The organism is Pyxidicoccus trucidator (assembly GCF_010894435.1).
GTDB classification, from domain to species: Bacteria; Myxococcota; Myxococcia; order Myxococcales; family Myxococcaceae; genus Myxococcus; species Myxococcus trucidator.
Window position 1 is genome coordinate 227745 of the sequence record NZ_JAAIXZ010000002.1, and the last position, 24372, is coordinate 252116.

Here is a 24372-nt window from a genome sequence, read left to right on the forward strand (position 1 = left end):
GGGCTCCTCAGGAGCGGGGCGGCAGCGAGAGCCCGAAGCGCTCCACCATCCGATAAAGCGTGCTGCGGGCGATACCCAGACGTCGCGCGGCCTGCGCCACGTTGCCGCCACTGCGCGCGAGCGCTTCCTGGATGGCGTGTGCCTCCAGCTCCCTCAGCGCGCGCGGAGCCTCTTCCTCTGCAGGCGGTGCCGGCCGGGACGTGGGCTCGGCCGGTCGCGACGTGGGCATTGCCCCGGACAAGGTGGGTATCGGGCCGCTTCCCAACTCGGGAGGCAGCGCGTCCACGTCCAGCACCGAGGCCCCGGCGGCCCGCACCAGCGCCAGCCGCAGCGCCGTCTTCAGCTCGCGCACGTTGCCGGGCCAGGGGTGGGCAGCGAGGCGGGTGAGCGCGGCGGGTGACAGGGTGGGGGGCGCCTGGCCCGAGGACTCCGCCAGCCCCGTGAGCAGCGCCTGGGCCAGCTCGACGAGGTCCGAGCGCTCCCGCAGCGGCGGAAGCCGCAGCATGGCGCCCTGGAGCCGGTAATAGAGGTCGGAGCGGAACGTGCCCGCGCGCACGGCGGCCTCGAGGTCCCGACAGGTGGCTCCGATGAGGCGGAAGCGCGAGTTGCGCACCCGCGACTCGCCCACCCGCGAGTAGTTCCCGTCTTCCAGTACGCGGAGCAGCAGCACCTGGAGCGCCGGGGGCATCTCGGCGAGCTCGTCGAGGAAGAGGGTGCCCCCGTCCGCCGCCGCGAGCTTGCCGTCCGCGCCACCCGAGCGCGCGCCGGTGAAGGCGCCCGGAGCGTGCCCGAACAGCTCGCTCTCCAGCAGCGAGGGCGAGAGCGCCCCGCAGTTGACGGCCACGAAGGGACCGGAGGCCACGGCGCTCGCGGAGTGCAGGGCCCGCGCGAGCAACTCCTTCCCCGTGCCCGTCTCCGACAGCAGGAGCACGGGGAGCGCCGTGGGTGCGAAGCGCGCCGCCTCCCGGAGCGTGGCGCACAGGTGCGGGTCGCTGCCCTTGAGCGCGGCCCAGGGCCCACTCCCCGGCGAGGTCGTCCGCGGCACGTCCGCGGGACGCGCGCGCGACACGAGCGGCTCCAGCCTCACCAGCACCGCGAGCGTCGCGCCACCACCGCTCACACCCACCGCCTCCGCATGGACGCGCCAGGACGTGCCACTCTCCGAGAGCTGCACGGCGAGCGCCTCTCCGCGCAGCGCCGCCGCCTTCAAGTCCTGCCACGACAACCCGAGCACGTCCGCCGTCCAGCGGCCCGGCCCCGTGGCGGCCTCTTCGCCCAGCAGTGCGCGCGCCGCGCCGTTGGCATGGCGCACGCGGCCCGGTGGCTCGACGATGAGGACGGGGCCGTCCTCACGCGCCAGCCGGGCCTCCAGCCCGCCACGGGCCGCTGCCGCCACGCGCGCCCAGGCCACCTCGCGCAGTCGGGCCTCGGCGGCGTAGGCCATGCTCGCCACGGCCACCAGCACGAGCGGGTCCGCCGCGCCGGCGGGTCCCGTGACGTCCAGGACGCACACCAGCTCACCGAAAGGGTCGTGCACCGGAGCCGCGTAGCAGACGAGGCCATGGTGGCGCTGCGCGTAGTGCGCCGGGCCCACCACGGCCACCGCCGAGGACTCCGCGAGCGCGGTGCCGATGGCGTTGGTGCCCCGCGAGGCCTCGTCCCAGCAGGCGCCTTCGATGAGGCGGACCTCGTCCGCGTGGTCCGTGAAGTCGCCGCCCGAGGTGCGGGTGGCGAGGATGACGCCATCCCGGTCCGCGAGCAGCGCCACGCGTCCCGAGGGCAGGGGCGCCGCGGCGAGCACCTCCATGATGCTCCCGAGCTCGTGCCACACCGGCTCCAGCCGCGAGCGCCGCTCGGCGAGGGCCAGGTGCCCGACACTGGGCCCCTCGTGTGGCATGCCCGTGCTCGGCGCCCCGAGCGTGCGGGAGCGCTGCCAGCGCGTCAGGATGGGGTGCAGCTCCGGATGGAGCGCGACCTCCCTGTCGAGCGCGCCGACGAGGAACTGCTCCCAGAGGAGCGGTGAGGCGCTGAGGGTGAGCGTACCCACGAGGTTCCATTATGCCGCCGGGTTCCGCGCTCCCGGCAACCCGGGACCCCGAGATTCCCGCGCATTTGACTGACGCATTGCGCCGTCGGGCCACCGGCGTAGAGTCGCCGAATGCGTGACGACCCCTCCCTGCTCACCCGGTGGGGCCACCGGCTCGATGGGCCTGGGAATGGAACGCGTCTCTGCCAGGGGCGGAGCGGGGAGGAGTGGGTGGCGTGAGGCAAGGGTGGATGCGGCCCCGCTGGGGCATGACGTTGTTCGCCGTCGGCGGGTTCTTCCTCATCAACGAAATCACCCGGCGGCTGCCGCTGTGGCGCTCCCTGTCGGGCCCGTGGCGGACCGTGGCGTGGCAGGTCGCGCAGGTGGTGCTCTGTGTCGTCGCGGTGGCCCTCGTGCACCGGCTGCGTCCCGGCGCCGCCTTCCGCGAGGTCGGCCTCGGGCGCTCCCCGCTCCGGGCTGCTGGCTTCTCACTCGTCGCCACCCTGCCCATGCTCGTCACCTATGCGCGGGCGGCGGGCTTCACACCCACGAAGCTCGACTGGGGGTTCGCCATCATGGTGGCGATGATGGCGCCCCTCGCCGAGGAGGTGCTCTTTCGCGGCTTCCTCTTCGGCCAGCTGCGGCGGCGCGCGCGCTGGTCGTTCTGGGGCGCGGCCCTGGTGGGGCTGGTGCCCTTCGCGCTCGGTCACCTCTACCAGGCAGGCCATGACCTGTGGGGCGTCGTGGGCGTGCTGGCCATCACCGGGGCAGGGCACCTCTTCTTCGCCTGGCTGCTGGAGCGCTGGGGTGACCTGTGGGTGCCCATCGGAATGCACGCGCTGATGAACCTGTGGTGGCACCTGTTCGCGGTGGACTCCACCGCGCTGGGCGGGCTCCAGGCCAACCTCGCGCGGTTTCTCACCGTGGGCCTCGCCATCGGCCTCACGCTGAGGCTTCGCCGGGGCCAGCCCACCTGGGCGCAAACGGAACACGGCCCGGTCGTGGACGCGCAAGGCCCGAGTGCGCTACGGGACAGCCGCACGCCGTGACAGTCCGGACTGGACGCGCGTGAAGCCGAGGAGACGCGCATGCCGGTCCAGGCAGCCGAAGACGGAGCCGGGCCAGTCCGCATGAGCGCCTTGCGGCTCTTGCGGCACAACACGGCGTTCCGCTCCCTGTGGGCCGCGCGGGTCATCTCCTTCACGGGGGACTCGCTCAGCCTCGTCGCGCTGATGCTCCATGTCGCTGGCTCCACGGGGCAGGCGCTGGCGGTGTCGTTGCTGTTGCTGGTGGGCGACTTCGCTCCCGCGTTGCTCGGCCCCATCACCGGGGCCATCAGCGACAGGTTCGACCTCAAGCGGGTGATGGTCCTCTGCGAGCTCGTGCAGGGCGCGCTCCTGCTCCTCATCGCGCTGACCCTGCCGCCCCTGCCGGTATTGCTGGCCCTGGTGGGCGCGCGGGCGGTCGCCGGACAGGTGTTCCAGCCCGCCTCCCGCACGGCGGTGCCGGCGCTGGTGCGGGGGCAGGACCTGGAGACCGCGAACTCCACCCTGGGCTTCGGTACCAATGCAGCGGAGGCGCTCGGCCCGCTGCTGGCCGCGGCGCTGTTCCCCTTCGTGGGCATTCGTGGCGTGCTCCTCATCGACGCCGCGTCGTTCCTCGTCTCCGCCGTGCTGCTGGCCTTCGTGCCGAAGCTGCCACCGGTGGCCACGGAAGAGGGGGGCGTGCCCGTCTCCCTCCTCCAGCAGGCGAGGCTGGGGCTGGGCTACATCGTGTCGGCTCCCGCCGTGCGAGTCATCGCGCTGGGCTTCTGCGCTGTCGTCGCGTTCAACGGCGTGGATGACGTGGCGCTGATGGTGCTGGCGAAGGAGACCTTCCGCGCGGGCGACTCGGCGGTGGGGCTCCTGCTGGGGGCCGTCGGAGTCGGGCTGGTCTGCGGCTATGGGCTGCTGGCCCGCTATGGCGTGCGCGCGTCGATGCCGGTGCTGCTGGTGCTGGGGTTCGCCGTCAGCAGCGTGGGAAATCTGCTCACCGGGCTGGCATGGGCCGTCTCCGCGGCGCTCGCGATGCAGACCGTGCGAGGGCTCGGCATCGCGGCGATGGACGTGGCCACGAACACGCTGCTCCAGCGGGTCGTCCCGCCGGGGATGCTCGGCCGCGTTTTCGGCAATCTCTACGGTGCCATTGGCGTGGCGGCGGCGCTGTCCTACGTGGGGGGAGGCCTGTTGCTGGATGCCACCTCGGCGCCGATGACGCTGCTGGTCGCCGGAGCCGGGGGCACGTTGGCCACGCTGGGAGTGGCACTGACGCTGCCGGGGGCGCTGCGGAAGAGCCTCGCTGCGCGAGACGCTCCGCGGTCCGACAGCGCTTCGACGTAGGTGTCCGGGGCGCGCTCGGCTCAGACGATGCGCTTCCCCTTGACGAAGTCGAGGCCCAGCGGGTTGCCACGGAAGTGGATGGGGTCCAGCATCACCTTGCGGATTCGCCAGCCCTCGGCCGTCTTCTCCAGGTCGTGCGTGTAGCGGATGACGATGGTCCACTCCTGCTGGGTGCCCCCCGCCATGAAGAAGTGGGCGACATCCGCGTAGGCCATCACCTGGGCCTCGGTGCCATTCTTGAAGTGGGTCCTCACGGTGTTGGCCGTGGCGTGCTGGACCCGCGTGAAGGCAGAGAGGGCGTTGCCGCCCAGCTTGCCCATCTCCTCCCGCGCAATGGTGATGGGCTCGCCCTCGAAGAGCCGGCTGTAGTCCGCGGTGACCTGCGGCGTGAAGACATTCACCCAGCGGCTCCAGTCTCCCGTGTCCTTGCCGAAGTCGATGGCCTGCCCGTACTCGGCCACCAGCTCCTGGATGGCAATCCAATCCAGCGTGTACTGGAGATCCTGTGTCTTCATTTCGGTGCACCTCCGCGAGGAGCCCGCAGCTTCCAACGAAAGGACTCTCTACGAAAGAGAAGGTGGCTGCGCTCCGGCCGCGTGGGGTGGCGAAGCCCGCCACGCGCTCCGGCGCGCCTGGAGGCGTGGGTACACGGCGCGGAAGACGGCGAACCACAGCGCGCCCGCGACGAGGTCGACGGCGTAGTGGTACCGCAGCACCAGCGTGGACAGCACGATGGCCACGGCGACAGGCAGCAGCACCTTGAAGCGCCGGGGATGTTCGAGCCGGTCATGCTCCAGCAGCACGAGGGTGATGTACGTGTGCAGGCTGGGGAAGATGTCGTAGGCCGACGAGCCACCCGCTACGACGGCCGCATTCAGTCCGGTGAGCCACCCACCTTCGATGGGCACGGTGAAGAGCGCGGGGAAGGCCACCGCGGGTCCGAGCCCGGGCAGGAGGTAGTAGCCGGCGATGCCCGGCACATACGCGGAGAACACCTGGGTGAAGAAGCGCTCCGCCCGCGCGCGAGGGCCGAGGACGGCCCACGCCATCGCCAGGTGCAGGTACGCGTGGAACGCGAGGTAGCTCGCGCTGAAGACGTCGTTCACCCACGGCGTGCTCCACCGCTGGAGCCAGGCTGAAGGCGTGACGCCGAACACGAACACGTCGGCCGCCAACAGCCACCCGTCGCGCGCTGGCAGCCCGAGCGCGGGAATCGTGTGCTTCACCGACGCGTAGAAGAAGAAGGTCACGGCATAGGCGAGCAGCAGCCGCACGCGGAACGCATGCGCGAAGCTCTCTCCACGCGCGAGCAATGCCACGCCGACCACGAACAGGACCGTCGCGCCGAGCGCCTGCGACGTGATGGGAGCACCGGCGCCCGCGACAAGCAGGAGCGCCACGGAGAGTGCCGCGCCGAAGGAGGCCAGCAGCACCTCGTGCAGGTACAGCCGCTCAGGCATCCGGGGTGGCGGACCTCGCCGTGCGCTGAAGCGAGCCGGAGACGACGCCGCGCACGAACGAGAAGTAGGACGGGATGAAGGGGGCGCCCTGGGCGATGAGCTCGGCGCGCAGGGTGCGGTGCAGCTCGGGCAGGTTGTACCAGGGCACGCGCGGGTAGAGGTGGTGCTCCAGGTGGTAGTTCTCGTTGCACATGAAGAAGCGCGTCACCGGGTTGGACAGGATGGTGCGCGAGCCCCGGACGGGGTGGTTGCTCTCCGGGAGGAACGTGTGCTGGCTCATCCCCCGGATGTTCACGAGCGTGTTGATGACGAGCATGGGAATCACCCACGCGTGGACCAGCACCGCCCCGGGGACGAAGACCACCGCGAGCGCGGCGCCCACCGCGAGCAGGGCCACTTCCAGCTCGATCCACCGCCGCTCGGACGACGTCCCATGCCGCCAGCCGAGGATGGGAATCATGGTGATGTACGCGGGGTAGCCGAGCAGCAGCCGCCCCACATGCATCAGCATCTCCAGCCAGCGGCGCCCGGTGTAGTTGCCGTAGTGGTCCGGGTCCTTCCCGCCGCCCAGGTCGACGTGGTGCCGCAGGTGGAGCACCTTGTAGGCCGCGAAGTTCTGGAGCACGGGCAGCGCGCACGCGATGCCCCCGAGCCGGTTGAGCCACCGCCGGCGCGAGAGGCTCCCGTGCACGGCCTCGTGGGTGAACAGGCTGATGCCGTGCAGCGCCGCCGCGGCGATGAGGTACAGCCCAGCGCGCGCGAGCCACACGGAGAGCGAGCTGTCCGCCGCCAGCCTGACTGACAGCGCGGCCGCGACTCCGTAGAGCGCGACGAACAGGAAGAGCCGGGGAACGTGCCGGGCGTCGACCTGCTCCAGCGTGCGCAACCGGGCGGGGGTGAGGGATTCTGTCGCAAGCGGCATGGCTGTTCGGATAGAGGGACCATGCCATACCGTCGGCGCTTCCGTCGACGCCACCGCCGCCCCGCCTGCCCGTGACCTCAACGCCGTACCGACTGAAGTTCGCTGTCGTTCGTGAAGACCCGGAGCTGGAGCTGGCGCTTGTCGCACGCACGAAGGCCCGGGCCGTCCTCACGGTGGCTTCCGGCGGGTGCACCCTCCTCACGCTCGCGCGGCGTCACCCCGAGCTGGAGCTGGTCGGCTTCGACTTCAACCCGCGCCAGCTCGCTCACGTGCGGGAGAAGGCCGGTGGCCTCGGCGCTGTGCCCTTGGCCCGGTTCAACGTCGGAGACGCGGACCCCACGGGCCTGAACCAGCGCGGCGAGTTCGAGGGACTCTTCCGCACGCTCCGCCACTTCCTCGAGGAGTTCGTCGCCCCGGCACGGGAGCTGGCCACGTTCTTCGAGCCATCCACACCCGACACGGAGCGGAGCACGCTGCGCGCCCGCTGGTTCGCCTCGCCATACTGGCCGGTGGCGTTCGAGCTGGCCCTCGCGTCCCCATTCCTTCACGCCATGTTCGGTCCGGCGGCGACGCAGCACGCGGCGCCCGGCTCGTACCCCGGCTACTTCCAGGCCGTGTTCGAGCGGGGACTCCAGCGGGCGGACGCGCCGCGCAATCCGTTCCTCCAGCACGTGCTGCTCGGCGCGTACCGTCCCGAGGACGCGCCGGAGTACCTGCGCGCTCAGCAGCCCGTGGTGCTCACGCTGGTGGAAGGCTCGCTGCCCGATGTCCCTGGGCTGGGGCGCTTCGACGTCGTCTCGCTCTCCAATATCTTCGACTGGTCGGACGACTCGCTCGTGGCGAGCTGGGTCGCGCTGCTCTCCCGCGAGGCCCGGCCGGGCTGCGCGGTGCTGCTCCGGCAGCTCAACAATCAGCGCAACCTCCGGCGCTTCTTCGAGCCGGCCTTCGAGTTCGACGACGCGCTGGGGGCGGAGCTGCTGGCGAAGGACCGCAGCCTCTTCTACGAGCGCATCGAGGTCGGCTTCCGGCGGGCTGCGCGCACATGAGCGGCGTGCGGTACGTGGTTCTCCGTCCCGACACGCTCGGGCCCTATGTCGAGCGGCTCCGGCGGCTGGAGCAGGGCATCCTCTATCCGCTCGCGGATGGGGCCGACCACTTCTTCATCGACCACGGGCCGGAGTACCACCCGTTCTTCTCGTCCATGGGGGACGCGTACTTCCTGCTCGCCCTGCGCGGTGACGAGCTGCTGGGCTCGGTGACCGGGGTGGCCCGTCAGGTCTTCCACGGCACGCGCTCGCTGGACGCGCTCTACATCTGCGACCTCAAGGTGGCGCAGGCCGCACGCGGCACGGGGCTCTCGCGGAGGCTCATCTTCCAGGGGCTCACACACCTGTTCCGCATCCCCGAGCTGCGCCGTACCCGGTTCCTGTATGGCGCCGCCATGCGAGGGGCACGGGGAGACGTGATGCGCACTGCGCGGGGGTGGAATCCACTGCGGCTGGGCAGGCCGGCGAGTCGGCTTGCGCTCTACTTCGTGCCTCCCTCGAAGCTCGCGGAGCTGGACCCGCGAGGTGGGCCCGAGCGTCCCCTCGGCGATGGGCTTCGCCTGGGACCCGCCCCCGGGCGAAGGCTCCAAGGTTCGGGCTGGTGCACCACGGCGGGGAGCAAGGACCTGCAGCGGCTCTCGACGCGAAGTGCCTGGCCGCTCGTCCACCTGGCGGCGTCCCCCGAGGCCTGGCCGCACGGCTGGGCGGCGTACCTTCGCGCATGTGGCGCGGAGCTGGCGGAGCGGAGCGGGGACGCGCTGGCCTGCTTCAGCATCGACGAGCGGCTGGAGGACCATGTCGGCTGGCTGCGGGGCGCGGGCGTGGCCCCCGACTCGGTGTGTACCGTCTATTCTCTCGACCTCACCTTCCCGGTAGAAGCGCCAGCATGGGTGCACCTTCCCTCGTCCGAAATCTGAAGCTGCGCCGCTACATCGCCGGGCTCAAGGCGGAGTGGAATGCGCTGGATATGCCCTACCTGCGTTCGCTGAGGGACGGCTCGTTCGAGCGCGAGGACTTCCTCGAGACCCAGGTCCACTTCTTCGCCGCGGTGGCGCACTTCTCGCGGCCGATGGCCATCCTCGCCAGCCGCCTGCCCCGGCCCGACCAGCGCCTGCCGCTGGTGGAGAACATGTTCGACGAGCACGGGCGGGGGAATCTGGGCCACGGCCATGAGCGCACCTTCCTGGTGCTCCTCGAACGGCTCGGCGTGGTGGTGGGCCGGGCCAGTCGCACACCCTGGCCGGAGGTGCGCGCCTTCAACGCCGCGCTGACGGGCCTTGCCGCGTTCGACACGCCGCTCACGGGGCTCGCGGTGTTCGGCATCATCGAGGACCTGTTCAGCGGCATCTCGCTGGAGCTGGGACGCGGCATCGTCGCTCGCGGTTGGCTGGAGGCCGAGGAGGTGACGCACTACCCCACGCACGCCACGCTCGACGAGGAGCACGCGGAAGGCTTCTACCGCCAGCTCGACGGGCCGTATGGAGAGGACCCTCGCACCGAGGAGGAAATCGAGCAGGGCCTCGTCCTGGGAGGACACCTCTTCCTGCGTCTCTACGAAGACCTCTACCGCGCGCGTGGGCGCCGCGACTGACGCCGCCATGGACGAGAAGCGCTACCCCATTCCGGCGGGGCTCCACCGGGTGGAGCAGGACATCCAGCGGAGCCGCTTCATCACCACGGCCGCCCACGCGCCCACGGTGGAGGAGGCGAAGGCCTTCATCGCCCGCATCCGCGAGGAGTTCCCGGACGCGAACCACAACTGCTGGGCCTACGTCGTGGGCCCGCCCGGCTCGACGGCCCAGGTGGGCATGAGCGACGACGGTGAGCCTCACGGCACTGCGGGCCGGCCAATGCTCACCGCGTTGCTGCACGGCGGGGTGGGGGACGTCGCCGTGGTCGTCACCCGCTACTTCGGAGGGACGCTGCTCGGGAAGGGCGGGCTGGTGCGGGCCTACACCGCCTCCGTCCAGCAGGCGCTGGAGGACCTGCCCACCACCGAGCGTGTGCGCAAGGTCCGACTCGCCGTCGAGCTGGAGTACGCGAGCATCGACGGTGTGCGCCGGCTGCTGCCCGAGTACGAGGTCCAGGTGGTGTCCGAGGAGTACGCCGCCACGGTGGGCTACCGCTTCGAGCTCCCCGTCACGCGGGTGGACGCGTTCCGGACCGCGCTGACCGACCTGACCCTGGGACAGGTGCTCATCGAGGTGGTGGAGCCCGAAGGTTGACCGTGGGGCCCGCAGGGGAGAGCCTCCGGACCGATGAGCGCAGGCCCCGACCTCTTCTCCGCTTCCGTCGATGTGAACCGCTTCGCGCCGCTGGCGGAGCGGATGCGCCCGCGCACGCCTGACGAGTTCATCGGGCAGACCCACCTGCTCGGACCCGGTGCGCCGCTGCGGCAGCTCATGGAGCGGAAGGCGATTGTGTCGTCCCTGTTCTGGGGGCCACCGGGCGTGGGCAAGACGACGCTCGCGCGCATGCTGGCGTCGAGCGTGGACGCGGAGTTCGTCATCCTCTCCGCCGTCTCTGACGGCATCCCCCGCATCCGCGAGGTGGTGGCGGAGGCCGAGCGTCAGCGCAACCAGTACTCGCGGCGGACCGTCCTCTTCGTCGACGAAATCCACCGCTGGGCGAAGAACGTGCAGGAGCAGGCGCTGCCCCACGTGGAGAGCGGGCTGCTCGTCCTGCTGGGGGCCACGACGGAGAACGTGAGCTTCGAGGTGCGCCCCGCGCTCATCAGCCGGTGCCGCGTCTTCCAGCTCAAGGAGCTCACCCTGGCGGACATCCAGGGCGCGCTCACCCGCGCGCTCGCGGACGGGAAGAAGGGGCTCGGGGCCCGCAAGCTGACGGTGGGAGAGGACGCGCTGACCCTGCTGGCGAAGGGGGGCGCGGGGGATGTCCGCAAGGCGCTGGGCGCGCTGGAGCTGGCGGCCAGCCTCACCGCCGATGGCGCGGAAGTCACGCTGGAGACGGCGCGCGAGGCGGTGGGCACCAGCCTGTCCCGCCATGACAAGGACGGGGACGAGCACTTCGACCTGCTGAGCGCGCTCCAGAAGTCGTGTCGCGGGTCCAACGCACAGGGCGCCATCTTCTGGGCGGCGAAGCTGCTCCAGACGGGCGATGTCGTGTCGCTGTGGCGCCGCCTCAAGGTGATTGCCGTGGAGGACGTGGGCCTGGCGATGCCCGAGGCCATCACCATCGTCCGGGCCTGCGAGGAGAGCTTCCACTCCATCGGGATGCCGGAGGGGCGACTCTTCGTCGCGCACGCGGTTGTCACGCTGGCCACGGCGAAGAAGAGCAACCGCGCCTACCAGGCGATGAATGCGGCGATGGAGGCGCTGGAGCAGAACCCCAACGCCGCGCCTCCGCTCCACCTCCGCAACGCGCCCACGGAGCTGATGAAGGAGCTGGGCCACGGGAAGGGCTACCAGCCTCCGTGGAACTTCAAGGACCACTACGCGCCGGGGCAGACGTACCTGCCCGCGCCGCTGGAGCGCTCCGTCTTCTACCGCCCGAGCAAGGAAGGCTACGAGGCGGAGGTCCACGAGCGCATGACGCAGTGGTGGCGCGAGGACAAGGCGGCGAAGGACGAGTAGGCGGAGCGTCGGCGCTACGTGGTCCTGGTTTGCGAGGGGACGAAGCGCCAGCCGAAGGCCCACGCCGGGACGACCGTGGCACCGAAGCCCGCGCCCAGCCCGTACAGCACCTCGTCGAGCGGGACACCCAGGAGCCGGCCCGGCAGCAGCAGGCTGGGCTTCCAGGTGCGCTCGAAGACACCGGGCACGAGCGCCGCGAAGACGAGGCACAGCCCCAGGTAGATGGCGGCCGACACCAGCGCTCCGAGCAGGCCCGGCACCCCCAGGTCCCGGCGCGTCAGCAGCAGGGCCGTGGAGATGGACACCATGGTGGCTACCGCGGCGTAGAGGATGGACACGCCCGCCACGAGGAGCACCCCTGTCACTGACAAGGCCAGCGCGAAGGCCCCCACGGCCCGCCGCCACGGCTTCGTGGACGCACCGTGAGGCGCCAGCGTGCGGCGGAACGCGACGGCGTAGGCCGTGGAGGAGAAGGCGCCCAGGCCCGCGACGAACAGCACGTCCTCGATGCCAAAGCCGATGCGGTCCGCCAGCCCGAACAGGAAGCGGGGCGTCCAGTACTCCGGATAGAAGAGCCTCTCCGTCGCGGCGAAGGGCAGGGACACGCCCACGGTCTGCTTCATCAGCGGGCGCAGGTCCGGGCGTAGGAACCAGAAGCAGCTCCCCGGCACCAGGAACAGCACCGACAGGACGAGGAACTCGTAGGGCACGGTGGCCTCAGCGGAACGCCAGTCCGACGAGTGGGAGGGACACCATGGCCACGGTGGCGGTGATGGCGGCAGCCACGCGGACCACCATGCGCCGCGAGCCGGGCGGCGCGGGCCGTGTCAGCACCACGCCCAGGGCCGCCAGCGCGGGCAGCAACAGCCACGGGTCCACGCGCAGGCCCACCGCCTCCAGTCCGAGCGGGGCCATCGCCAGCGTGAGCGCATTCAGCGCCACGATGCACCACGCGGCGCGCTCACCGCCCACCCGCGCGGGGAGCGTGAGCTTCCGGCTCTCACGGTCGGACGGCTCGTCGGGCAGCGCGGTGGCGATGGCGCAGGCCAGGTGCGTCGGCAGCAGGCACGCGATGAGCCACCACGGGAAGCGGCCGAGGTCTCCTCCCTGCGCCAGATAGCCGTAGAGCGGGAGGATGCCGCTCACGCCCACCATCTGCAGGAACTCACCGCCGCCCCGGTAGGACAGCCGCAGCGGCGGATAGCTGTAGGCCCACAGCAGCGCGAGCGCTCCCATCGCCAGAGGCACGAGCAGTGGCACTCCCCGCGTCACCGCGAGCCCCGTGGACACCGCCAGCAGTCCTCCGGCGCAGACGAGGGCGGCGGTGCCAATCGCTCGGGGCGAGAGCCGCCCTTCCACCAGCACGCGAGAGCCGCCGGAGAACAGGGTGGCCGTCTGGTTGCGGCGGTCCGTCTCCTGGTCCGCCCAGTCGTTGGCGTAGACGATGAAGAGCTGGTCGAGCAGCCCGAAGAGCTGGACGCAGAGCAGCGTCCCCAGGTCCAGCGGGCGCCCCATCAACCGGCTCGCGACGAACTGTCCGAGTAGCAGCGGGAGCGCGATGTAGGACTGCGAGGGCAGCCGCGAGGCCTGGAGCCAGGCCCTGAGGGCCGTCATGTCGGGCTCCCGCGTGACAGCCCCAGCCGACGCGCGGCCTCCGTGCGCAGGTCGGCGAAGGGCCGGTCCCACCGGGGTTCTCCGTCCTGGCGCCACGCCTTCACCGGGATGAGGTCCTCCCGGGCAAGTGCCTCGTGGAGTCGCGCTTCCTCGTCGGGCTCCCGTGAGAAGCCGAAGGGATTGCGGAACTCCGTGCCCCGCAGCCGCGAGTACTTCTCATCGTTGCTGGCGACGAGGGCGAGCAGCTCCCCCCGACGGCCTTCGAGGTATTCGAGGAAGGACGCATCGAAGGGGCGAATGGTGGCGCGTTGGGCGGGCTCGCGCGTCACCCAGCGGGCCCAGTCGTAGCCGAAGAGGAAGTCATGCGCGTAGCGGAAGCGCAGCGTGGAGCGGGCGCCGAAGCCGTGGCACAGCCGCACCACCCGGTGCGTGAAGGCCTCCATGTCGGTGGGCTCCCCGGCATCCCACAGGCAGCGGGCCGGGTACTCCAGGTCCCAGAAGATGTTCTCCGGGAAGTCCGCCGCGAGCGCCTCGACGATGTCGCAGAGGCCTTCCGTGAAGGCCCGCAGCCGTGCCTCGTCACCCTGACCTTCCGTCACCCGCTCGGCCAGCTCGCGAGGCGTGGGCGCGCGAGCCCGGTCCGGCGCGAGCGAGGCCCGGGCACCGAGCAGCGGCTCCAGTCGCTCCAGCCGGGCGACCAGCTCGTTCTCGAGCCGCCTCATGCCGACGCTCCGAGCGGGCCCAGGCCGCCGAGCAGGAGCAGGCCGCACAGGGCGAGCGTCCCCCACCAGATGGCCCGGTGCAGCTCCAGCTTGTATGCGGACTGCGCGCCAAAGGCATTCGTCACCGCGCCCGGGCTGCGCTTCCAGGCACGGGCGGCGAAGCACAGCACCACCGCGGCAGCGGGGACGACGGTGACGAAGCGCGGTGCCTCGCGAGCCATCCAGGGCGCCGCGAGCCAGAGGAGCGCGCCCAGCACCAGCAGGGCCTCCGCGCCCCGACGCGCCGCCGCGTTGCCCCGGAGCGAAGCCCAGGTGCGCTTGCCTCCGGCGCGGTCGCTCTCCTCGTCGGACAGGCCGCTGGCCAGGGCGCTCGACAGAGACATCGCGAGCAGCCCCGGCCACAGCGCCACGAGCCCGGCGGGAGCCCACTGCCCGCACTGCGCATAGGCATGGAGCGCGGGGAGCACACCTCCGACGCCCACCATCTCCAGCAGCTCGCCGCCGCCCCGGTAGTTGAGGCGCAGCGGCGGCAGCGTGTAGGCGATGAAGACGAACAGGGCCAGCGCGGCGAGGGGCAGCAGCAACGGCCGTTCCAGCGCGGGGCCCGCCACGGCGGCCACCAGCAGCGCCACGACTCCGGCGCCAAGTCCGGCGGCGAGCAGGGCGCCCGCGGGGAGGATGCCGTCCGGAATCGTCTTGGGCGAGCCGGCCTGGGGGAACATGCGGCGCTTGAGCGTGTCCACCGGGCGGTCGCCCCAGTCATTGAGCAGGACGATGAAGGCGACGTCCGCCAGCATCCACAGCACGCCGAAGGTGAGCGCTCCCACGGAGATGCCACCCGCGTGGGCGGCACCTACGGCCTGCCCGAGGAGTGCGGGGACGAACACTTTCGGCCAGCTCGCGGGCTTGAGGGCGTACCACCACCGCTCACCTGGGCCCATTGACTCGACGCGCATGTGTCCGCTCTCTCCCCGACGTCGAAGGTTCTGCCTCCTGAGGGGCAGCGTCAATGCTTCAGGCCCCACAACCGCCACACCCAGAACCGATGCAGCGGGCGCCCCTGGTAGCCGCTGACCAGCTCCACCGCGTCGCTCATGGCGGTGAAGCGGTCCGTCAGCTCGTCGGGCGGTCCCGGGCCTCCCTCCTCCATCACCCACAGCACCTCCTGCCCGGGCGTGAGCGCGGGCGGCGGCCACAGGTCGTACTGGCTGAACCTCGCCGGCGGGCCCGTGTGCGTGACGGCGCCCGCGTAGTAGGCCACCTGCGAGGCGAGCTGGTAGTCGGGCGCGTAGATGGCGGCCACGTTGCGTGCTTCCAGGCCGGGGAACAGTCGCTCAGGCGTGGCCAGCTCGCGCAGCACGCTCCAGCCATGCGTGCGCCAGAGCACCGTGTCGCGCTGCTCGACGCGCAGCACCGGGAAGAACACATGCGAGCCCACCGCCAGCACCACCGCCAGTCCCGAGACCGCGACGGCCCGCTGCCACACCGGGCGCATGCCGGCCACGCCCACGCACGCGGCCACGTAGGCCGCCGCCGGCCAGTTGGCCTCGCCCGGCGTGCGCGCCGCCGCGTAACCGAAGAAGAGCAGCGGCACCGCCGCCGCCATGCGCAGCAGGAACTGCTCGCGGGGCCCTCGCACCGCGTACACCAGGGCGACGGGGAACAGCACCGGCCCGCCGAGCGCGAGCTGCCCCGCGAGGTACTGGCCGAAGCTGGCCCAGCCGCCGCGCCCGCCGAAGCCGTGGCGGAGCTGGAAGAGGAAGCCCACCCACTCGTGCCGTGCGTTCCACAGCACCACCGGGACGAAGCACAGCAGGGCCAGCGCTCCGGTGAGCCAGGCCCCCCAGGGCAGCCTCCGCGCCCGCGCCGCCGTAGCGAGGAAGACCAGCCCCAGCAGCACCGCCGGATACTTCGACAGCAGCGCCAGCCCGCAGGCCAGCCCCGCCCAGACCCAGCGCTCGCGCCACAGCGCCCACAGCGCCAGCGTCCAGAAGAGCAGCAGCGGCGAGTCGGGCGTGGCCCACACCCCGGCCACCACGCCGGCCGGCACCACGCTCCACAGCGCCGCCGCGCGCCAGGCCACCTCGCGGTTGCCATACACGTCGCGCGCCAGGCCCCACACCGCGGCCACCGTGCCCGCGCCACACAGCAGGGCCGTGCCCCGAAGGCCCAGCGCGGCGATGAGCCACGCCACCATGGGGGGATGGTCGTAGTAGCCCCACGCGAGGTGCCGGGCCCATTGCCAGTAGTACGCCGTGTCGAAGTAGACGTCCGTGCCCAGGGACAGGGCGAGCCTGGCCACCATCGCCACGCCAAGCAGGGCGAGGCATGCCTTCATGCCAGGGCCAGCAGCGAGGGAGGGCGCAGGGGAGGGGGACGGCGTGCTCACGCCTTTGGACAAAGCGCACCGGGCGCCCGTTGGCCAGCGGAGTGTTACGTCCTTTGAGCTTGCTCGCCCTCCGAGTGCCTCCTATCTCCGAGGGAGGCCCCCTTCCCCGGAGTTTCCATGGCCGCCCACCCTCCGCCTTCCGGCCCCACCAACCGCCTGGGCCAGGAGCCCTCGCCGTACCTGCGGCAGCACGCCCACAACCCCGTGGACTGGTTCCCCTGGGGCGAGGAGGCGCTCGCGCGGGCGAAGGCCGAGGGCAAGCCCATCCTGCTGTCGGTGGGCTACTCCGCGTGTCACTGGTGTCACGTCATGGCGCACGAGTCGTTCGAGTCGCCCGAGACGGCCCGGCTGATGAACGACGGGTTCATCAACATCAAGGTGGACCGCGAGGAGCGCCCGGACCTGGACCAGCTCTACCAGGGCGTGGTGCAGCTCATGGGGCAGGGTGGAGGCTGGCCGCTCACGGTGTTCCTCACGCCGGACCTGAAGCCCTTCTATGGAGGCACCTACTTCCCGCCGGAGGACAGGTACGGACGGCCCGGCTTCCCCCGGCTGCTGGCCTCGCTGCACGACGCGTGGGTGAACAAGCAGTCGGAGGTCCAGCACCAGTCCAGGCTCTTCGAGGAAGGCCTGGGCGAGCTGGCCGCATACGGCCTGGATGCCGCGCCCGGAGCCCTGTCCGCCGAGGACGTGGTGGCCCTGGGCCGGGGCATGGCGCAGCAGGTGGACCCGGTGCACGGTGGCTTCGGCGGCGCGCCCAAGTTCCCCAACCCGATGAACCTCTCGCTGATGCTGCGCGCGTGGCGTCGCGGCGGCGGGGCGCCCTTGAAGGACGGGGTGTTCCGCACGCTGGAGCGCATGGCGCTGGGCGGTATCTACGACCAGCTCGGCGGAGGCTTCCACCGGTACTCCGTGGATGAGCGGTGGTTGGTGCCGCACTTCGAGAAGATGCTCTACGACAACGCGCAGCTCCTGCACCTGTACGCGGAGGCGCAGCAGGTGGAGCCCCGGCCGCTGTGGCGCAAGGTGGTGGAAGAGACGGTGGAGTACGTCCGGCGCGAGATGACCGACGCGGGCGGCGCCTTCTACGCGGCACAGGACGCGGACAGCGAGGGCGAGGAGGGGAAGTTCTTCGTCTGGCGCCCCGAGGAAATCCAGGCGGCGCTTCCCCCGGCGCGCGCGGAGCTGGTGCTGCGTCACTTCCGCGTCACGCCGCCCGGCAACTTCGAGCACGGCACGACGGTGCTGGAGGTGGCGGTGCCGGCGGCGGAGCTGGCGCGCGAGCGCGGGCTTCCGGTGGAGGAGGTGGCGCGGGAGCTGGCCGCCGCCCGGCAGGCCCTCTTCACGGTGCGCGAGCAGCGGGTGAAGCCGGGGCGGGACGACAAGCTCCTCTCGGGGTGGAACGGGCTGATGATTCGAGGGCTGGCGCTCGCCGCGCGCGTCTTCGAGCGTCCGGAGTGGGCGAGGCAGGCGGCCGCCGCGGCGGACTTCGTGCTCGGGAGGATGTGGGACGGGGCGCGGCTGGCGCGCTCGTACCAGGAGGGGCAGGCGCGCATCGACGGCTTCCTGGAGGACTATGGGAATCTGGCCTCGGGGCTGACGGCGCTCTACCAGGCCACCTTCGAGGTGAAATACCTGGAGGCGGCGGAGGCCCTGGCCCGGCGCGCGGTGGAGCTGTTCTGGGACGCGGAGAAGGCGGCGTATCTCACCGCGCCTCGGGGGCAGAAGGACCTGGTGGTGGCGACGTATGGCCTCTTCGACAACGCCTTCCCCTCGGGCGCCTCCACGCTGACGGAGGCCCAGGTGGAGCTGGCTGCTCTCACCGGAGAGAAGCGACACCTGGAGCTGCCGGAGAAGTACGTGGGGCGGATGCGCGAGGGGCTGGTGAAGAACGCCATGGGCTACGGCTACCTGGGGCTCGCGGCGGACTCATTGCTGGACGGTGCGGCCGGCGTCACCTTCTCCGGCACGCGTGAGGCGGTGGCGCCGCTGCTGGCCGCCGCGAACCGCGTGTACTCGCCCACCTTCGCCTTTGGTTGGAGGGAGCCGGGGACAGCGGTGCCGCCGCTGCTGAAGGAAGTCTTCGAGGGCCGCGAGCCGGTGGGTGGCAGGGCCGCGGCTTACCTGTGCCGCGGCTTCGTCTGCGAGCGGCCCCTCACCGACGCGGAGGCCCTGGCCCGGCGGTTGGTGGCGGCGCCGGGCGGAGCTTGAGTACGGGGCCACGCGCTCAAGGTGAGACGGAGGCCTCGGCTTCCGCCTCCTCGGTGCGCCGGTAGTCCTCTCGGAGCATGGTCGGCGCGTCGACGTCGGTGAGCATGAACTCGTCCACGGTGAGGGTGCCCACCCGGTCCAGCGCCATGCCCAGGCTGAGCCGGCGGGCCGCGCTGGGGGCTCCGGGCGTCGTCCACTCGGCCCGGGTGTAGCTGCTGGCGGCCGGCAGCAGGGGGCCCTGGGTCCAGTAGTCCCAGACGCCCGCGCTGTCGCGGTAGTACGCCTTGAACCGCACCTGCGTGGTGGACTTGTACCAGGCGGAGATGCGGTAGCGGTGGCCGGTGGTCGCCGCGGGGGAGCACGTGCCGCTGTCCTGCAGGCTGATGAGCTTGCGGTCGCCGCTGGAGTAGCTGGTGATGCGCACCTGCTGCGCCCAGCTCCCGTTGTGGGCGTCCGAGGTCCGCGTCCACGTGAAGGTGTTGGTGCCGAAGCCGCCGCGCTGCCAGCAGTCCGGTGTCCCGTCGCCGTTGCTGTCCGTCTCCAGCGATGGGTTCTGGAAGAGCTGCGACGGGGCCACGACCGGCGGCCAGCTGACGGGAGGCTTCAGCGTTCCTCCGATGACCGTGTCCATCAGGGCGACGGTGGTGCCTCGGGAGACGCGGGGGGCCAGCCAGTCCAGGAACGCGGTGAGGTTGGCCGGGGAGATGGAGTACTGCTGGGGCGGGTCGCACGGGGCGCAGATGTGGTGGAACACGATGGGCACCCATCCTCCGCTGGAGTTCTCCGCGTTGAGCACCCAGGCCTTGAGGGTGTCGAGCGTGGTGGTGTTCTGCACGGAGCCGTGGGTGCGAATCGCGTAGGCGTCCGCGGGAGGCACGGGCTCGCCATACGGGTTGCTGCTGCTGCCACCAGGCGAGCGCAGGCCGCCGCTCTCCCGGGCCGAGTTGTAGTTGCAGTCGATGACGACCTGCCGCGTGAAGGAGTCCTTGTCGCCAAACGGGTAGGCGAAGGACGTCACCCGGAAGCCGGCGTTGAGCAGGGCCACCCGGTCATTGCAGATCTCCTTCCGCTGGTCGTCCGCGGAGAGCGTGGTGAGGCGCGGGTGGGTCAGCGTGTGGCCGCCAATCTCATGCCCGGCGTCCCGGAGGGCGCGCACCTGGTCGAGCGTGAGGCGGCCGGACATGCCCAGCCTGGCGCTGTTGATGAAGAAGGTGCCGCGCATGCCTCGTGCTTCGAGCATGGACGCGGCCTGGAGTTGACTGGAAAGACAGTCATCGAAGTTCAGCGAGACGATGACCTGGCCTGGCGCGAGCGCCTTGCCGAGAGTTGTGGTTCCCATGGTGCCCCCCTCTGGATGGCGGATGTCACGACAGCCCACCGCGCCGGAGGCACGGGCCACCCGCGCGGGGGCCACAGGACAAAGCTGGGCACGAGGGGGGCCCGTGACGGGGAGGAGGCAGAGCGGGGCAGGCCCCCACGCCAGAAGGGCCGCGCACCCTGCGCGGCAGGAAGGGCGCAAACGCACGCGGGGCGCGGAAGGCCCGTTCAGGCCCCGCGCCCCGCGGTGTCACTCACGTGGAGGGGTGAGGACTAGAACAGCCGGATGGTGTCTTCCTGGCCACCCGCGCGCACGTTGCGCAGCGGCTGGGCGTTGCCGTACACGTTGGCCTCGGTGCAGGCCCCCAGCGCGCCGATGTAGCGCGCCTGGATGGTGTCCGCCGCGCCGCGCGGGCGCACGATGATGCCGCTGAAGCTCACCAGCGTGTTGCGGTCATCGGCGTCGAACGGCGTCTCCGGCTGCTTGAAGCCCACCGTCAGCGTCAGGCCGTCCGCGGACACCTCGGCGGTGGCCGTCTCGGAGGCGTTGTTGTTCGCCTGGTTCGGCACGAAGCGGCCCATGTTGCCGTCGGCGTCACGGTCCGCGGTGAGCAGCGTGGCCACCTGGCAGTCCGCCGTCCCCGGCGCGAGCTCCACCGGCCGGTTGAAGGTGACCACCAGCTTGCCGTCACGCCCCAGCAGCGCGTCCGGGTCGTCCACGTTGGAGAACACGGCGTAGAAGTTCTGGTCCGTCGTGCCAGGGCTGGTGACGGACATGGCCTGCTCCGACTGGCTCATGCCCGCGACGATGTCCGACTGGCCCGACAGCACGCGGCCGTCGACCGCGCCGTTGAGCACCGCCTCGCAGTGGTACGAGGCGCCGTTGACGAGCTGCGCGCCCGGGATGACCGCGACGCCGTTGGCGTCCGTGGTCGCGCTCACCGTGGTGCTGCCCGTGGCCTCCGGCGGCAGGAAGTTGCCCGCCGTCTGCAGCGCGTTGCCCTGCTCCAGCCGGTACTGGCAGTTCACCTTCACGTCCGGCACCGCGCGGCCGTTCAGGTTCACCAGGAAGCGGTAGTCCACCGCGAAGCCCGTGGGGAACACGCGGAGGTTGACCACCTCCTGCGCGCTCTCCTGCTCGATTTCCTCGTGCCAGGTCTGCATGGTGTACCGGCCCATGAACCGCTCGTAGCCCGGCGTCTGCACGAAGATGGGGAACTCCTCACCCAGGGGAATTCCTTCAATCTGGTAGCAACCGTCCGCCTCGATGCTGTTCTCCTGCGACAGGTCGCCCTCGCCACAGGGCTTCGCCCGGCGGAACTCGCCCTGGATGACGGCGTACACCTGGGACTTCGACTCGTCGTCGTCGTCGATGTTGTTCTTGGCGTCGTCGGCCTTGAAGAAGTTCAGGCGCTGGCCGCTCTGGCCGTCCACCACGAACCCGACAATGCGACCCTCACCGCTGTTGCTGCATCCCGTGATTGCCGCGAGCGAAAGCACCGCGAACGCCGTCTTCAGCTTCTGCATGGATTTGACCCCCCTCAGGTTGGTTGAGGCGGGCCGCTGAATAGTCGAAGTCGCGGTGGCTGAACAGTGGGCTGTCGGACGGGGCGCGAGCACCCCAGGGCCGTTGCCACCCACCAAGGCGCTCAGCGCGTGCCGGCGCTCACTTCACGTCCGTCACCTTCAGGGTGCCGATGAGGGGGGTGATTTCCGCGTTCCCCTCCTCGCCGAAGGCGAAGTGCGTGGCGTCCGCCACCGGCTGGTTGAAGGTGGGGTCCAGCTGGGTCCACTCGCCCACGAAGGCCTCCACCCACTCGTGCCAGTAGAGGGCGGGCACTCCGTCCTGGTTCACCATGTAGATGACGCCGTCCACGCGCCGCGCGGGAATGCCCGCCGCGCGCAGCAGCGCCACCGACAGCAGCGAGTGCTCCGTGCAGTCCCCGCGCCGCTGGCTCAGCACGTCCGTGGCCCGGTCCGCGCTGGCGCCGTAGTCCTTCTCCAGATTCGTGGCCACCCAGGTGTTCACCTTCTGCGCCGCGACGTAGGCGTCCTTCTCTTCACCGACAATCTTCTTCGCCAGCTCGCGGATGGCCGGGGCATCGCTCTCCACGATGAGGGTGGCCTTGAGGTTCTCCCCCCCGTCCGGGTCCGCCAGCGGCCGGGGCTTGCGGGCCTTCTGCGCGGGCGCCGCCGCTGACAGCGTCACCTCCACCCGCCCGTCGGGGAGCGGCTTGTACTTCTGCCGGTACGTCTCCTCGCGGAACTTCTCCGGCAGCCCCTGCACCACCAGGGTGACGCTGCCGGGCACCGCGCGCGCGGACTCGGGCAGCGGCCTGGGAAGCACCACGCGGGTGAGGCCGAAGACCTCCACCAGGTCCAGCCGCTTCGCGACGGCCTCCGTCTCCTTGCGCGCCTGCATCGTCTGGCCGAACTCCACCAGCACCATCTCCCCGCGCCCGGTGACGTAGGACGTCACCGGCACCTTCTCCTTCTCCGACAGCGTGCTCGCCCGGCTCAGCTTCACCTTCACCCCGTTCAGCACCCGCTGCTCCGAGGGCTCCAGGGTGGTGGCCATGCCGTAGGTCTCCAAATCCATCCCGTCCAGCGAGAAGCCCTTCACGTTGGCCTTGCGCTGCAGGGCCACGCGCACCGAGTCCGCGTCCTCCACGCGCTCCTGAGCGGGGGGAAGCTGCTTCAGCAGCTCGTCCGGGCGGCCCGGGCGCTTGCGCACCACGCGCACGCCCTCGGGCGTGGCGGTGCCCTCCAGCGTCTGGTCTCCACCGTCGCCCTTCTGCGTCACCGTGAAGGACAGCAGGCGTCCGCCGGGCTTCGCCTCGTAGAAGCGCTCCTCGCGGTGCATGCGCTCGGACACGCGCGTGGCCACCATGGCCTTGAAGACGAGCTGGTTGGTGACCTTCACCCGCGCGGGCTCGCCGGGGAGCAGCTCCAGGTCCGTGAAGAGCCAGCCCACCTTCTTGTCCATGAGGTAGAGGCCGAAGTACTCGCCCCCCTTGGGACGGGGGGCCTTCACCGCGTCCGACACCTCGGCCTTCGCCGGGGTTGCCTTGGACGCGGGAGCAGCGCCCGCCAGCAGGGCGCACAGGGACACGAGGGCCAGGGACATCAGTCGGGGCGGACGGGTCATCACGCCCCTTCTAACGAGGGAAGGGGCCGTTGTCTTCAACCGCCCCTCAACGCGTCCGTCCGGCTACATCCGCTTGGTGAGGATGATGAGGTCGTCCCCCACCTTGTAGAAGTCGCGGATGCGCGCTTCCTCGCCGTACTTCATGGAGGCGTAGAAGCCGCGGGTGGGGCCGTAGGCCTCCGTGGCGCTCGTCTCCACGCGGATGAGGCGCCCGTTGCGGCGGCGGATGTCCCCCTCCATGGCGGACACCAGCGCGGCGCCCACTCCCTGGCCCCGCACCTCCGGCGCGGAGGCAATCCAGTACAAATCGTACGTGTCCTCCGTCATCGGCGTGGGGCCGTAGCAGACGTAGCCCACGAGCTGCCCGCCCCGGTCCGCGACCATGACGGAGTAGTCCGTGTTGCCCGGCGTGAGCGCGATGCCGACCAGCTCGATGGCGACCTCAACCTCCTGCGGCGAGAAGGTTTCGATCTTTCGAATCAGAGCGGCGAGGGGCTCCTTGTCCTTTGCGACGAGTGGCCGGATATCCATGTGCTCTCTCGAGAGCGACCTCCACGATACGGGCGGCCAGGGTCGGGTAGTCCATGCCCGCGGCCTTGGCGGCCTTGGCGAACCCTGCGCTCGGATGGAGGTCACAGTTGGGGTTGATGTCGATGACGTACGGCACGCCCTCCGGGGACACCCGGAGATCGACCCGTCCATAGTCCTGACAGTCCAGTGCTGCAAAGGCTTCTAGCGCAACCTGCACGCAGCGGGCTTCCAGTGTTGCATCCACCTGGCACGGGCCGCTGGTCGTATCCTGGTACTCGGCCGACTCCGGCTCCCACTTCGCCGTGTAGGAGACGATGTTGGGCCGCTCCTCGAAGGTACGGCCGAAGTGAATCTCCGTCAGCGGCAGCGGCTGGCGCGGCTGGTTGCCCAGCAGCGGGACATAGATTTCCCGCCCGGGAATGAACTGCTCCACGAGGGCCGGCTGGTGGAAGTTGCGGAGCACCGCGTCACAGGCGCGCACCAGCGCCGAGCGCTCGTGCACGACGGAGTCGCCCGTCACGCCCACGCTGGCGTCCTCGCGCGCGGGCTTGACGATGAGGGGCCAGGGCAGGTCCACGGCGAGCGCGTCCTCCAGGCGCTGCACCACCCGGAAGGCGGGGGTGGGCACGCCGCGCGCGCTCATCACCTCTTTTGCCTTCGGCTTGTGCAGGGCCAGCCCGAGCGAGAGGGCGGACGAGCCGGTGTAGGCCAGCCCGAGCGCGTCCAGGAGGCAGGGGACGGCCATCTCCCCGCGGCTGTCGGCGGCGAGGGACTCGCAGAGGTTGACGACGAGGTCCGGCTGGCGCCGACGCAGCGTGTCCACGAAGTCCAGCCGGTCGCCTTCGATGGCGAGCGGCTCGGCCAGGGTGTCACCCCGGGTAAGGGCCTCGGCCAGCGCCGAAGCGACGCGCACGACATCCTCGCGGGCCTCCCGTCCGGGGTCGTCCTCGAGGAGGTCGTGGTCGCGGTTGTGCAACAGGATGATGTGCATTCGGAAGTGCCCGAAGGGTTAGCA

Annotated in this window: 22 protein-coding genes; 8 read left to right on the plus strand and 14 right to left on the minus strand. The window is 71.0% G+C overall.

All coding sequences use genetic code 11. The features are described from left to right. Positions 1–7: 7 nt before the first annotated feature. Positions 8–2047 carry a sigma-54-dependent Fis family transcriptional regulator gene (locus G4D85_RS07520; RefSeq protein ID WP_164009496.1) on the minus strand — a complete coding sequence of 680 codons (2040 nt, stop codon included), beginning with the start codon at positions 2045–2047 and terminating at the stop codon, positions 8–10. A gap of 230 nt (positions 2048–2277) precedes the next feature. Between G4D85_RS07520 and G4D85_RS07525 the strand changes: the two genes are divergently transcribed. Together G4D85_RS07525 and G4D85_RS07530 are read left to right on the plus strand one after the other, a co-directional pair. Then, on the plus strand, positions 2278–3075 hold the full coding sequence (locus G4D85_RS07525) for a CPBP family intramembrane glutamic endopeptidase (RefSeq protein ID WP_164009497.1): 798 nt from the start codon (positions 2278–2280) through the stop codon (positions 3073–3075). A gap of 81 nt (positions 3076–3156) precedes the next feature. Next, positions 3157–4404 (plus strand): MFS transporter, encoded by a 1248-nt coding sequence (locus G4D85_RS07530; protein ID WP_164009499.1) that lies wholly within the window; start codon positions 3157–3159, stop codon positions 4402–4404. Between the two features lie 20 nt (positions 4405–4424). Here G4D85_RS07530 and G4D85_RS07535 read toward each other — a convergent pair whose 3' ends face one another. From G4D85_RS07535 to G4D85_RS07545, 3 genes are read right to left on the minus strand one after another with little or no spacing between them, the layout of a single operon-like run. After that, positions 4425–4919, minus strand: a complete 495-nt coding sequence (locus G4D85_RS07535; protein ID WP_164009501.1) for a nuclear transport factor 2 family protein — start codon at positions 4917–4919, stop codon at positions 4425–4427. A 48-nt stretch (positions 4920–4967) separates the two neighbouring features. Then, complete coding sequence (locus tag G4D85_RS07540; RefSeq protein WP_164009503.1) at positions 4968–5864, minus strand: phosphatase PAP2 family protein; 897 nt, start codon at positions 5862–5864, stop codon at positions 4968–4970. Further along, positions 5857–6786 carry a fatty acid desaturase family protein gene (locus G4D85_RS07545; protein ID WP_164009505.1) on the minus strand — a complete coding sequence of 310 codons (930 nt, stop codon included), beginning with the start codon at positions 6784–6786 and terminating at the stop codon, positions 5857–5859. The genes G4D85_RS07540 and G4D85_RS07545 overlap by 8 nt, the downstream gene beginning before the upstream one ends. Positions 6787–6857: 71 nt before the next feature. On the opposite strand from G4D85_RS07545, the gene G4D85_RS07550 reads away from it, so the two are divergent. Genes G4D85_RS07550 through G4D85_RS07570 form a run of 5 tightly spaced genes read left to right on the plus strand, consistent with a single transcriptional unit; the run spans position 6858 to position 11425 of the window. Next, positions 6858–7832, plus strand: coding sequence for a DUF3419 family protein (locus G4D85_RS07550; RefSeq protein WP_164009507.1), 975 nt, complete (start codon positions 6858–6860; stop codon positions 7830–7832). 14 nt (positions 7833–7846) lie between these two features. Next, positions 7847–8749, plus strand: a complete 903-nt coding sequence (locus tag G4D85_RS07555) for a GNAT family N-acetyltransferase (RefSeq protein ID WP_240359134.1) — start codon at positions 7847–7849, stop codon at positions 8747–8749. Next, on the plus strand, positions 8719–9423 hold the full coding sequence (locus tag G4D85_RS07560; protein WP_164009513.1) for an iron-containing redox enzyme family protein: 705 nt from the start codon (positions 8719–8721) through the stop codon (positions 9421–9423). Before G4D85_RS07555 ends, G4D85_RS07560 begins: the two co-directional genes overlap by 31 nt. Next, positions 9407–10057, plus strand: coding sequence for a YigZ family protein (locus tag G4D85_RS07565; protein WP_240359135.1), 651 nt, complete (start codon positions 9407–9409; stop codon positions 10055–10057). The genes G4D85_RS07560 and G4D85_RS07565 overlap by 17 nt, the downstream gene beginning before the upstream one ends. A gap of 33 nt (positions 10058–10090) precedes the next feature. Next, positions 10091–11425 carry a replication-associated recombination protein A gene (locus G4D85_RS07570; protein WP_164009515.1) on the plus strand — a complete coding sequence of 445 codons (1335 nt, stop codon included), beginning with the start codon at positions 10091–10093 and terminating at the stop codon, positions 11423–11425. A gap of 14 nt (positions 11426–11439) precedes the next feature. Here the strand turns inward: G4D85_RS07570 and G4D85_RS07575 are convergent, their stop codons facing one another. The 5 genes from G4D85_RS07575 to G4D85_RS07595 are packed head-to-tail and all read right to left on the minus strand — an operon-like array spanning position 11440 to position 16099. Further along, positions 11440–12135, minus strand: a complete 696-nt coding sequence (locus G4D85_RS07575; protein ID WP_164009517.1) for a lycopene cyclase domain-containing protein — start codon at positions 12133–12135, stop codon at positions 11440–11442. Positions 12136–12142: 7 nt separating this feature from the next. Then, positions 12143–13039, minus strand: a complete 897-nt coding sequence (locus G4D85_RS07580; protein WP_164009519.1) for a prenyltransferase — start codon at positions 13037–13039, stop codon at positions 12143–12145. Continuing rightward, positions 13036–13761 carry a ferrochelatase gene (locus G4D85_RS07585; RefSeq protein ID WP_164009521.1) on the minus strand — a complete coding sequence of 242 codons (726 nt, stop codon included), beginning with the start codon at positions 13759–13761 and terminating at the stop codon, positions 13036–13038. The genes G4D85_RS07580 and G4D85_RS07585 overlap by 4 nt, the downstream gene beginning before the upstream one ends. Then, complete coding sequence (locus G4D85_RS07590; protein ID WP_164009523.1) at positions 13758–14717, minus strand: prenyltransferase; 960 nt, start codon at positions 14715–14717, stop codon at positions 13758–13760. The genes G4D85_RS07585 and G4D85_RS07590 overlap by 4 nt, the downstream gene beginning before the upstream one ends. Positions 14718–14767: 50 nt before the next feature. Next, the gene (locus tag G4D85_RS07595; RefSeq protein WP_164009525.1) at positions 14768–16099 is read right to left on the minus strand and encodes an ArnT family glycosyltransferase; all 1332 of its coding nucleotides are present in this window, start codon (positions 16097–16099) and stop codon (positions 14768–14770) included. Between the two features lie 168 nt (positions 16100–16267). Between G4D85_RS07595 and G4D85_RS07600 the strand changes: the two genes are divergently transcribed. Beyond that, positions 16268–18361, plus strand: a complete 2094-nt coding sequence (locus G4D85_RS07600) for a thioredoxin domain-containing protein (RefSeq protein WP_164009527.1) — start codon at positions 16268–16270, stop codon at positions 18359–18361. Positions 18362–18377: 16 nt separating this feature from the next. Here the strand turns inward: G4D85_RS07600 and G4D85_RS07605 are convergent, their stop codons facing one another. From G4D85_RS07605 to G4D85_RS07625, 5 genes are all read right to left on the minus strand, one after another. Next, complete coding sequence (locus tag G4D85_RS07605; protein ID WP_164009529.1) at positions 18378–19700, minus strand: polysaccharide deacetylase family protein; 1323 nt, start codon at positions 19698–19700, stop codon at positions 18378–18380. Between the two features lie 251 nt (positions 19701–19951). After that, a complete protein-coding gene (locus G4D85_RS07610; protein WP_164009531.1) occupies positions 19952–21205 on the minus strand; it encodes a hypothetical protein in 1254 nt (417 codons plus the stop codon). Positions 21206–21344: 139 nt separating this feature from the next. Next, a complete protein-coding gene (locus G4D85_RS07615) occupies positions 21345–22826 on the minus strand; it encodes a transglutaminase family protein (protein ID WP_205525461.1) in 1482 nt (493 codons plus the stop codon). A gap of 63 nt (positions 22827–22889) precedes the next feature. Continuing rightward, entirely contained in the window at positions 22890–23357 is a 468-nt protein-coding gene (locus tag G4D85_RS07620) for a GNAT family N-acetyltransferase (protein ID WP_164009536.1), read from the minus strand. Then, positions 23269–24348, minus strand: a complete 1080-nt coding sequence (locus G4D85_RS07625; protein WP_164009538.1) for a D-alanine--D-alanine ligase family protein — start codon at positions 24346–24348, stop codon at positions 23269–23271. Before G4D85_RS07625 ends, G4D85_RS07620 begins: the two co-directional genes overlap by 89 nt. Between the last annotated feature and the right edge of the window lie 24 nt (positions 24349–24372).